Genomic DNA, 8,972 nt, shown 5'->3' with positions numbered 1-8,972 from the left:
AGGGAGTAGGGAGTAGGGAGTAGGGAGTAGGGAGTAGGGAGTCGGGAGTCGGGAATCGGGAGTCGGGAATCGGGAATCGGGAACAGTAGTCAAGATCTCCAAAATCTCCCCATCTCCCCATCTCCCCATCTCCCCATCTCCCCATCTCCCCACACTCCCGATAAGTCCGACAGTTGCTAAAATCAAAATCAGTGCGGCTTGTTCTGAGTAGGAGCCTCTCATTGAGAGAGGGGTATAACTCAGGTAACTCGCGGGAATAGCCCCGAAGTTACAACTATTCATCTGGATGGCGGTGCAAACCCGACCCCCTGCGGAGACAGGTGACTCCCTACCTTGGCCACACCGAGCAAGGCGACATCCTAGCAGAGTGAAGCTGGCACCAGGGCGCAATCAGACCTAAATCAGATGTGGGACACTGGCGCTAACGGGGAGATGACATGGGTAACAGAAGCGAAAGTCCTGAAAAAGTGTCTAAGAATTGATCCGCAATCTGACCAGCACATGCGAGAATCGATTCCCGATTATCCTCACAGCGTTTTTGATTTGATAGCTGTAACCTCCGAGGAGGGAATAGGCAAAGTGGACTGCCCTAAATCATCACAACAATCTGATGGATGGAACAAGTAAAAACGACAGCATGGGTCTGTAGGCCGGTCGAACCTACGGTAAGTTATGTCAAACCTAATCCCCACTGTCGGGTAGGATGTGGGTTTACAACTGCCCACGGGTATTCAGAAAACACAAACTCTAGGAGAGCACGATTAGACACATGGCAAGCCATAGTGAATCTTGGAAGAAGGAAAATTGGAAAAAACTCCGACGGAATCTCTTCCGCCTGCAAAAGCGAGTGTTCAAAGCGGTTCGAGTTGGAGACCTTAAGAAAGCCAGGTCAATACAGAAACTGATTCTGAAGTCACGTGCAGCACAGATACTGGCGGTACGCCAAGTCACACAACTAAACAAGGGTAAAAAGACGGCTGGAGTAGATGGGAAGTCATCCCTCAACTACAGAGAACGCATGGAACTGGTAGAAGCATTGAACCAATATGGCTGCGACTGGCACCATAATGGACTGCGTGAAGTCCCCATCTTGAAAAAGAATGGTAAGACTAGGATGCTAAAGATACCAACCATCGCCGACAGAGCATGGCAATGTCTAGTAAAATTTGCACTCGAACCAGCTCATGAGGCAACGTTCAGTGCAGACAGCTACGGATTCAGAACGGGACGATGCGCCCAGGACGTTCAGAAGAGACTGTTCGTACATCTAAAGGATAGCTCCGGAAGATGGGGTAAGAACAAGAATCACATGAACAAAAGAATCATAGAACTAGACATCAAGAAATGCTTCGACCGCATCAACCATACCAGTATCATGGAAAGACTCATAGCACCACACGCCATTAGGCAAGGAGTGTTCAGATGTCTAAAAGCAGGAACCTCAATAGAGTTTCCCGACCAAGGTACCCCTCAAGGGGGTGTGGTAAGTCCCCTATTAGCAAACGTGGCCTTAAATGGCATAGAGGATATTCACACAAGTCTGCGATATGCAGACGACATGGTATTTATTCTCAAGCCCCAGGATGACGCAAACGTTATCCTCAATAAAGTCAAGGTCTTCTTGGCAGAACGAGGAATGGAAATCAGTGAAGAAAAAACCAAACTAACTAAAGCGACAAATGGATTTAACTTCCTAGGCTGGAAATTCCGGGTTAGAAAAGATGGAAAATTCTCATGCATTCCCTCAGAGGAAAACCATAGAACAATTCGTCAGAAGATTAAAGCCATAGTCAACAACTCGAATTATGGTGCCAAAGTAAAAGCACAAAAGTTAGCACCCATAGTTCGCGGATGGCGCAACTATCATGCAAGCTGTGATATGAGTAGCAGCAGGGACAGCCTCTGGTTCATGGCCAAAACCGCTAACCGCAAATTCCGCAAGGAAAAGAAAGTGAACCGGTACCAGGCAAATGAACTCTGTAGGAAGGCATTTCCAAAAGTAGGATACAAGCAAAATCAACACGTAAACGTAAAAGGGACTAAGTCCCCGTATGACGGAGACTTAGTGTACTGGAGCAAAAGGAATTCTCGCCTTTACTCCGGTGCTACATCTGATGCATTGAAACGACAAAACCATTCCTGCGGTCATTGCGGGCTGAAGTTCATGGAAGATGAGTATGTACACCTCCACCACGTCGATGGAAACCACGACAACTGGTCTAAAAAGAACTTACTAGCAGTTCACCAGAGCTGCCACCAGCAATTACACTGGAGCACTCCGAAAGGAGAGGATATCTAGGAGCCGGATGAGGTGAAAGTCTCACGTCCGGTTTTGAAGGAGAGGTGCCGGGCTTAATCGCCCGCATCGACTCTAACTGAGTCGGACAAAAATTGAGGTAATCTCATGTCTGTTGCCAAACCCTTATTTGAGCAGGTTATTCTCCCTCATCCGGCCAAAGAAACCCTGCCAACCATGTATGATTTACCCAGTGAAGACCCCGAGGAGCCGGGTTTGCCTGACGAATTTCATCTTTGGCAGCCACAACTGTGTACTGAGACATTTCGCCCTCCCAATTATGAAAGCGAAAGGGTGTTTGTCGCCAGTGACTTAAATTTATATTATGACCCAAACCATACCCCTTGGTACAAACGACCGGATTGGTTTGCTGTAGTAGGGATTTCCCGATTCTACCAGGGACGAGAGCTCAGAATGAGTTATGTGATCTGGCAAGAAGAGGTCAGACCAATTGTGGCCATAGAGTTGCTCTCTGCCAGCACCAGAGATCAAGACCTTGGTTACAGTGAACGAACAGGAGAACCACCAACGAAATGGGAAGTGTACGAGCAAATTTTAGCGATTCCCTACTATGTTACCTTTGACCGAGTCAGTAACGAATTACAACTTTTTAAGTTAGATGGCGGCAGCTATCAACCCCAAACCATAGACAATTCCCAATTTTGGATCCCTGAGTTGCAATTGGGTTTAGGACTATGGCTTGGGGAATATCGGGGATTGAATCGGTTGTGGCTACGTTGGTATGATCAACAGGGGAATTGGATTCCCACTGACGCTGAACTTGAACGTCTTCGAGCTGAACAGGAACGTCAACAGAAGGAACTGGCTCAACAACGAACCGAACAGGAACGTCAACAGAAGGAACTGGCTCAACAACGAGCTGAACAGGAACACCAACAGAAGGAACTGGCTCAACAACGAGCTGAACTTGAACACCAACGAGCTGAACTGGCTCAACAACGAGCTGAACAATTAGCAGAACGGTTACGACAGATGGGTATTAATCCCGATGAAATTTAACCCCTGTCTGAGTTGGTGGGTGTATGTCATTTAAGCTGTTTGACCCGCTGGTGGTGGGTGAGATTATGTTCGGATAATTGGGGACAATACTGATAAATTGGCAATCTTTTTCAGTGCTACTGATACTGACGATAATTCCTTAAACGCAGTGCATGGCGAAAATTCGGAAAACCGTTGTGAACACGATTGGGTTAAATCCAGATTACATAATTTCAAATACCTGCTGTTGTCTTATAGCGTTTTCCATACCTATGAGGTACACAGGATTTTTTACCTGTTCCCGATTCCCGATTCCCGATTCCCGATTCCCGATTCCCGATTCCCGATTCCCGATTCCCTGATCTACAACCACCCCTGACCTCAAAACCCTTAGATGTTTTATCCAGCAGTAGCCTTCTTGTCAAGACGCAGGCTGACCCAGATCATTTGCTTGAGAGGTAAAGGAACCTCTGGGTGTAACCCTTCTGCAATTTCTTCAAAAGTTTTGATTGACCCAGGATAAACAAAAACTGGCCATCCTTCTTTACCAAGGCAGGTAAACACAGCTGACTCTTCCAGCAGGTAAGTGATCGCCAGGTGCTTTTGCCTTTGGAGAAGCTCTTCTACTTGCTCTTCTTCTGCCTGTTCTCCCCGATTGAGATAGGTCTGGGCAAAGGAATTGACCATCCTTTGAAAAGATTCATCCTTTTGATAAAGACACTGAAGGTCTTTGTAATACATCTCAAATTCTGATTGCTTCTCTATTTGCGAAGCCATCTGGAACTGGAATTGACAACTTCCAGAGTATTGCTGGAACAAGAAACGGTTTTCATTAATAAAGGTCTCTCCAGTGCGAATTGCCTCCAGCCAAGCTTCATCCCCTTTAAGTCCCTGTCTAACCCCGATTGTCAGTCGATAATAACTATCGCCAACTACTACTACGCAAGCTTTGAAGTGTTCGCTAATCCATTTGATGGAGGCTTCGAGTCGCTTACTATCGACAAAGTTTTTGCTTCCCAGACTAGTGATGAAAACACACTTTTGATAATCAGACAGGGAGCTACGTAAGCGAGCGGGATAGACCTTGGATAAACTTGCCTTGTACCGATGAACTTTGCTCAGATTGGCAGTAGATTGGGTCAACTTTAAGTCGCGTATCTTAAGATTTATCGCTTGGCTTATTTTAGACTGGAGCAGCTTCAACTGTTCCAGGGAAAGCTGATTCCAGTCATAATTTTCAATGATCGTTTCTTCGTCCCTGTGGCTACTCATTATTTTAGATGTTTTTGATTTTAGATGTTTTTGGCGGCAATCTGGTAAGTTGTCAGCTGACAGCTGACAGCTGACAGCCGAATTAAACGTCCGTTTCAAATAAGGCAAGGCGCAATCGTTCAGCTGAATCTTCCAATTCTGCCAGGGACTCCAGGCTAACAACGATGCTGCGTTCAATTCCTAAAATTTCCGCCGCTTTAGCCACAGTTGCTTTTTCTTTTTCATGGTAATTACCATCCCCTCGACACATTTTGATCGCTTGGTACAACAGGGTTCGGTAAAAATTCAGCGGAAAGTCATACTTGAGCTTACTCAATAGCTCCTCAAGGTTAGCATTTTTCCAATCCAATTTGCGGATCGTTTCAATGTATTCTTTTTTTTCTTCAGATTCTATGAAAATGTCCTGTTCGTCAATATACCACTGTAATTCTCCTTCTGCCAGTTCGCCATCCGCTCCAGCAATCGCCATTAATACACGGCTGTAATTGAGTGCCACCTCAAAATCAATTGGTTTAGTGACGTTATATCTCTTCTTACCATATGGGGTCGGCTGGAGACTTTTTCCACTTGTCATAGTTTTGCTCTATGTTTTTTATCTAGGTGTTTTTAGCAAGTTTATTCTACCACAAGAGAAATTGATAGTATCATGGGTTAAACCTCCTTGTTTGTCAAGGTTATAAAACTCAATACGTTGAGGTTAATAACCTGTAGTTTGCGCAGATTATCAAGAAAATTATCTACAATTTATGAAGATAATACTGTCATAAAATCACAGACTATTTGTTAAATTTTGCTTAAATATTTATTTGTGTAAAACGGGCATCTTGGTGGAACAGGCATCTTGCCTGTTTCCTCCCGCCAAATTTACTGATTGCTGACTGCTGATGACTGACGGCTTACCCCATTAGCAACAGGTACCTGTTGGGTAATACAATGAACTCCTCCTCCACCTTCAGCTAGTATTAAACTATCGACGCCAACAACCCTCCGCCCAGGGAAAACCTCACGCAGAATAGCAAGGGGAGCATCATCTTGGCTGGAGTCACCAGCAACTGGAACGATCACAGCATTATTAGCAATGTAAAAATTCATGTGAGCAATATCTAAGCCAAGAGGAATCTCAACAATTTCAAACTTACGTCCGCGAGCATCAGTACTTTGTTGTAATCGATGCTTAGCATCCCCACAAATCTTGTAATTTGGATCATTAGCATCATCAGTGCTATGGAGTAAGACCAATCCAGGTGCTGCAAATGCGCAAATCCCATCCACATGTCCATCTGTGACGGGATCAGGTACGATACCACGACCTAGCCAAACCACGGTTTCAGCCCCGAGATAGTGCTTCAACAATCTCTCAACTTGAGACTTACTCATGGTGGGGTTGCGATTGGGGTTAAGTAAACATTCCTCAGTGGTGATAATAGTACCTTCACCATCTAATGTCACACCACCACCCTCCAAAACTAGAGAGGATGAGTACATGGTAGTATCAAGATAGTCAGACAATCGCGCCTTAAGTAAAGCATCGTCGTGATAGGGGGGAAACTTACCACCCCAACCGTTGAACGTAAACCCAGCTACCCGACGTGAACCCTTGCTGTTCACCAAAAACATTGGACCGGAATCCCTTGCCCAGCCATCGTTTACCGGAAACTCAATTAGTTCGATATCTGAACTCAACAAGCCTTTAGCCACACCTTTGTCTTGAGGATGAACAACCATCGAAACGGGTTCAAACTCATTGACAGCATTCGCCACTGCTGCCCATTCCCGCCTTGCCTTCTTCAGACCATACCCTTTCCAATTCTGAGCTGGAGGAAACACCATGATCGTGAATTCATGGGGCTGCCATTCCGCTGGAAAGAAAAAGCCATCCTCAAGGGGTGTTGTCTCTTGTAATAACCTCACTGCAGTGCTGCTATAGTCCGGCATTTTACTACTACTAACCTCAGTTCTCACCCTTGAGCAAACTGCTGACCAACCCAAGGCACTAGCAGCTGAAAGAACACTTAACTTTAGTAACCTTCGACGATTCAACATAGCGTGTATCTATTCTATAGCAGTTCTAAATTCGGTAGAGAGTAGGGAGCAGGGAGTAGGGAGTAGGAATGCTGCCATGCTTCCAACACTTCCGACCCTTCCGACACTTAACACACTTTTCGATGGTTAATGCTAGCAGCAATATCATAGAGTGGCTCAAATGTCCAGTGACAGGTGATCTGTTTTTTCTACTGATGGTCAAATTAAGGTAATTAGAGATTCTGTAATGCGGTGTGATTGCAATTACACCTTTGGGTAATGGGGAAAGTGTTTTCACCATTACCCTTCTTACCCATAAAGAAAATGCTAACTAATATATAGCGTTTGTATCTGGGTTGTAAAGTCATCGATAGCTAGCTTGCCTATTGCCTATTGCCTATTGCCTTTTGCCTATTGCCTTTTGACTTTTGCATTTTGACTTATGACTAAAGTACCTATTACTAAAATAACTGACGAACTCAAAACCGAAATTTTCTACCCCGATAGTGATGGTAAGCCTATGACAGAAAGTGATCCTACTCGGGATTATCTAATTTATGGGGTAGAAGCCTTAAAAAGTTATTTCAAAAATCGGAAAGATGTTTATGTTTCCGGTAACTTATTTATTTACTACCAGAAAGGAGAACCCGATCAGTTAGTCTCTCCCGATGTATTTGTGGTTTTTGGCGTGGAAAACAAACAGCGAAGAAGCTACAAGGCTTGGGAAGAAGGAGGAAAATTGCCCAGTTGGGTATTAGAAATAACCTCAAAAAGCAGCCGGAATAGTGATCAAACCACAAAACGCCAACTATACCAAACAATGGGAGTATTAGAATACTTTCAGTATGATCCTACCGGGGATTATCTTAACCCGCCACTTAAGGGATTACGTTTGGTGAAGGGAAAGTATCAACCTATCCCCAGCAAGTCTTTAGGGGATGGAGATTTTTCTATTGATAGTGAAGTGTTAGGTCTAGAGCTGCAAGTGCATCAGGTAAAACTAGAATTTTTTGATCCGAAGCTGGGGAAAAAGCTATTAAATTTTAAAGAACTGGAGATAGCTTATCAACGAGCAAAGTTAGAGCAAACTGCCGAAGCTCAAGCCCGACAACAAGCCGAGTTAGAGCGAGCTGCCGAAGCTCAAGCCCGACAACAAGCCGAGTTAGAGCGAGCTGCCGAAGCTCAAGCCCGACAACGAGCGGAAGAAGGGCTACAGAATGCTATTTCCCAGTTATTAAGCTTAGGCTTGACTGTTGAACAGATAGCTGAAGCACTAAATTTATCAGTGGCAGAGGTTAAGCGTCACATTTAAATTGGTTATTCCCCCTTACCTATTCCCTGTTCCCTATTCCCTATGCCCTGGGTGGATCTCATTTTTGCCCTTTGACCACATGGTGCGTTACGGGACGGATTGTCCTCACACTGGCTACCAATACCATAATGGCTCCCGCGTCCCTAACACACCCTACTGGCTATTCCCTGCTCCCTACTCCCTTGCTGAATGACCAATGACTAATGAGCAATTAAAACCTAAATTTTTCTACCGCAATACTAATGGTACACCAATGGCAGAAAGTGACCCTAACCGAGATTATATCATTTATGGCGTAGAAGCCTTGAAAAACTATTTCAAAAATCGAGACGATGTTTATGTTTCCGGTAACTTATCGATTTACTACCTAGAAGGCATATATGATGCGGTAATTGAGCCTGATGTATTTGTAATTTTCGGAGTAGAAAATAAACTACGAAAACACTACAAAGTTTGGGAAGAAGGCGGAAATTATCCCAGTTGGATCTTAGAAGTAACTTCAATAAGTACTAAGGGAACTGATCAAAGGTTTAATCGCCAAACATACCAAGATATGGGAGTATTAGAATACATGCAGTATGACCCTGTGGAAGATTATCTCCAACCACCCCTGAAAGGATTACGTCTGGTGGAGGGAAACTATGAGCCTATAGCTAGCAAACCTTTAGGAGATGAAGATTTCTCGATTTACAGTGAAGTCTTAGGTCTAGAACTTCAAGTGAATCAGGGAAAATTAGAGTTTTTCGATCCAAAGTTAGGTAAAAAGCTATTAAATTTTCAAGAACTGGACATGGCTTATCAGGAAGCTGAACAAGCACTACAGAAAACTGAACAAGCACTACAGAAAGCTATTTCCCATTTATTAGGATTAGGGGTGAGTGTGGAACAGATAGCTGAAGCTTTGAGTATATCAGTAGACGAGGTTAATCAAAGAGTGCAACACTAACTAAGGTCAGTTTTGGATAAGCGATCGCTAGCAATAGCTTCTGTAAGGTAGCTTTTTGGGGGCTTTGGCAACAAAAAAATGTAGGGGTTGGTTCATACTACCCCTACATTAAACGCTGCTAATTT

At 44.3% G+C, this 8,972-nt stretch carries 9 protein-coding genes and 1 pseudogene; 6 read left to right on the top strand and 4 right to left on the bottom strand.

The genetic code is table 11. From position 1 onward, the window contains the following. A pseudogene (locus tag F6J99_RS10685) lies at positions 1-222 on the bottom strand (hypothetical protein); the annotation flags it as partial. 183 nt (positions 223-405) lie between these two features. On the opposite strand from F6J99_RS10685, the gene F6J99_RS10680 reads away from it, so the two are divergent. From F6J99_RS10680 to F6J99_RS10670, 3 genes are all read left to right on the top strand, one after another. Then, on the top strand, positions 406-627 hold the full coding sequence (locus tag F6J99_RS10680) for a hypothetical protein (RefSeq protein ID WP_293112910.1): 222 nt from the start codon (positions 406-408) through the stop codon (positions 625-627). Positions 628-769: 142 nt separating this feature from the next. Next, entirely contained in the window at positions 770-2,299 is a 1,530-nt protein-coding gene (locus F6J99_RS10675) for a reverse transcriptase domain-containing protein (RefSeq protein ID WP_293112909.1), read from the top strand. Positions 2,300-2,404: 105 nt separating this feature from the next. Continuing rightward, complete coding sequence (locus F6J99_RS10670; protein WP_293112908.1) at positions 2,405-3,316, top strand: Uma2 family endonuclease; 912 nt, start codon at positions 2,405-2,407, stop codon at positions 3,314-3,316. Between the two features lie 378 nt (positions 3,317-3,694). Here F6J99_RS10670 and F6J99_RS10665 read toward each other — a convergent pair whose 3' ends face one another. From F6J99_RS10665 to F6J99_RS10655, 3 genes are all read right to left on the bottom strand, one after another. Next, complete coding sequence (locus F6J99_RS10665; RefSeq protein WP_293112907.1) at positions 3,695-4,567, bottom strand: tRNA-dependent cyclodipeptide synthase; 873 nt, start codon at positions 4,565-4,567, stop codon at positions 3,695-3,697. Between the two features lie 82 nt (positions 4,568-4,649). Further along, on the bottom strand, positions 4,650-5,141 hold the full coding sequence (locus F6J99_RS10660; protein WP_293112906.1) for a TerB family tellurite resistance protein: 492 nt from the start codon (positions 5,139-5,141) through the stop codon (positions 4,650-4,652). A 290-nt stretch (positions 5,142-5,431) separates the two neighbouring features. Continuing rightward, positions 5,432-6,610, bottom strand: coding sequence for an agmatine deiminase family protein (locus F6J99_RS10655; RefSeq protein ID WP_293112905.1), 1,179 nt, complete (start codon positions 6,608-6,610; stop codon positions 5,432-5,434). Positions 6,611-7,031: 421 nt separating this feature from the next. Between F6J99_RS10655 and F6J99_RS10650 the strand changes: the two genes are divergently transcribed. The 3 genes from F6J99_RS10650 to F6J99_RS10640 are packed head-to-tail and all read left to right on the top strand — an operon-like array spanning position 7,032 to position 8,847. Beyond that, positions 7,032-7,901, top strand: coding sequence for a Uma2 family endonuclease (locus F6J99_RS10650; RefSeq protein ID WP_293112904.1), 870 nt, complete (start codon positions 7,032-7,034; stop codon positions 7,899-7,901). A gap of 1 nt (position 7,902) precedes the next feature. Then, on the top strand, positions 7,903-8,094 hold the full coding sequence (locus F6J99_RS10645) for a hypothetical protein (protein ID WP_293112903.1): 192 nt from the start codon (positions 7,903-7,905) through the stop codon (positions 8,092-8,094). Between the two features lie 3 nt (positions 8,095-8,097). Further along, positions 8,098-8,847 carry a Uma2 family endonuclease gene (locus tag F6J99_RS10640; protein WP_293112902.1) on the top strand — a complete coding sequence of 250 codons (750 nt, stop codon included), beginning with the start codon at positions 8,098-8,100 and terminating at the stop codon, positions 8,845-8,847. Positions 8,848-8,972 lie beyond the last annotated feature (125 nt).

Origin of the sequence: Moorena sp. SIO4G3 (genome assembly GCF_010692305.1) — a bacterium.
Lineage (GTDB): Bacteria > Cyanobacteriota > Cyanobacteriia > Cyanobacteriales > Coleofasciculaceae > Moorena > Moorena producens_A.
The sequence above is the reverse complement of the archived record's forward strand: the minus strand, read 5'-3'. Positions and strand labels throughout refer to the sequence as shown.

Coding starts and splice junctions, on each gene's coding strand:
- F6J99_RS10680 (WP_293112910.1), top strand. CDS start 406: ATGTGGGACACTGGCGCTAACGGGGAGATGACATGGGTAACAGAAGCG.
- F6J99_RS10675 (WP_293112909.1), top strand. CDS start 770: ATGGCAAGCCATAGTGAATCTTGGAAGAAGGAAAATTGGAAAAAACTC.
- F6J99_RS10670 (WP_293112908.1), top strand. CDS start 2,405: ATGTCTGTTGCCAAACCCTTATTTGAGCAGGTTATTCTCCCTCATCCG.
- F6J99_RS10665 (WP_293112907.1), bottom strand. CDS start 4,567: ATGAGTAGCCACAGGGACGAAGAAACGATCATTGAAAATTATGACTGG.
- F6J99_RS10660 (WP_293112906.1), bottom strand. CDS start 5,141: ATGACAAGTGGAAAAAGTCTCCAGCCGACCCCATATGGTAAGAAGAGA.
- F6J99_RS10655 (WP_293112905.1), bottom strand. CDS start 6,610: ATGTTGAATCGTCGAAGGTTACTAAAGTTAAGTGTTCTTTCAGCTGCT.
- F6J99_RS10650 (WP_293112904.1), top strand. CDS start 7,032: ATGACTAAAGTACCTATTACTAAAATAACTGACGAACTCAAAACCGAA.
- F6J99_RS10640 (WP_293112902.1), top strand. CDS start 8,098: ATGACTAATGAGCAATTAAAACCTAAATTTTTCTACCGCAATACTAAT.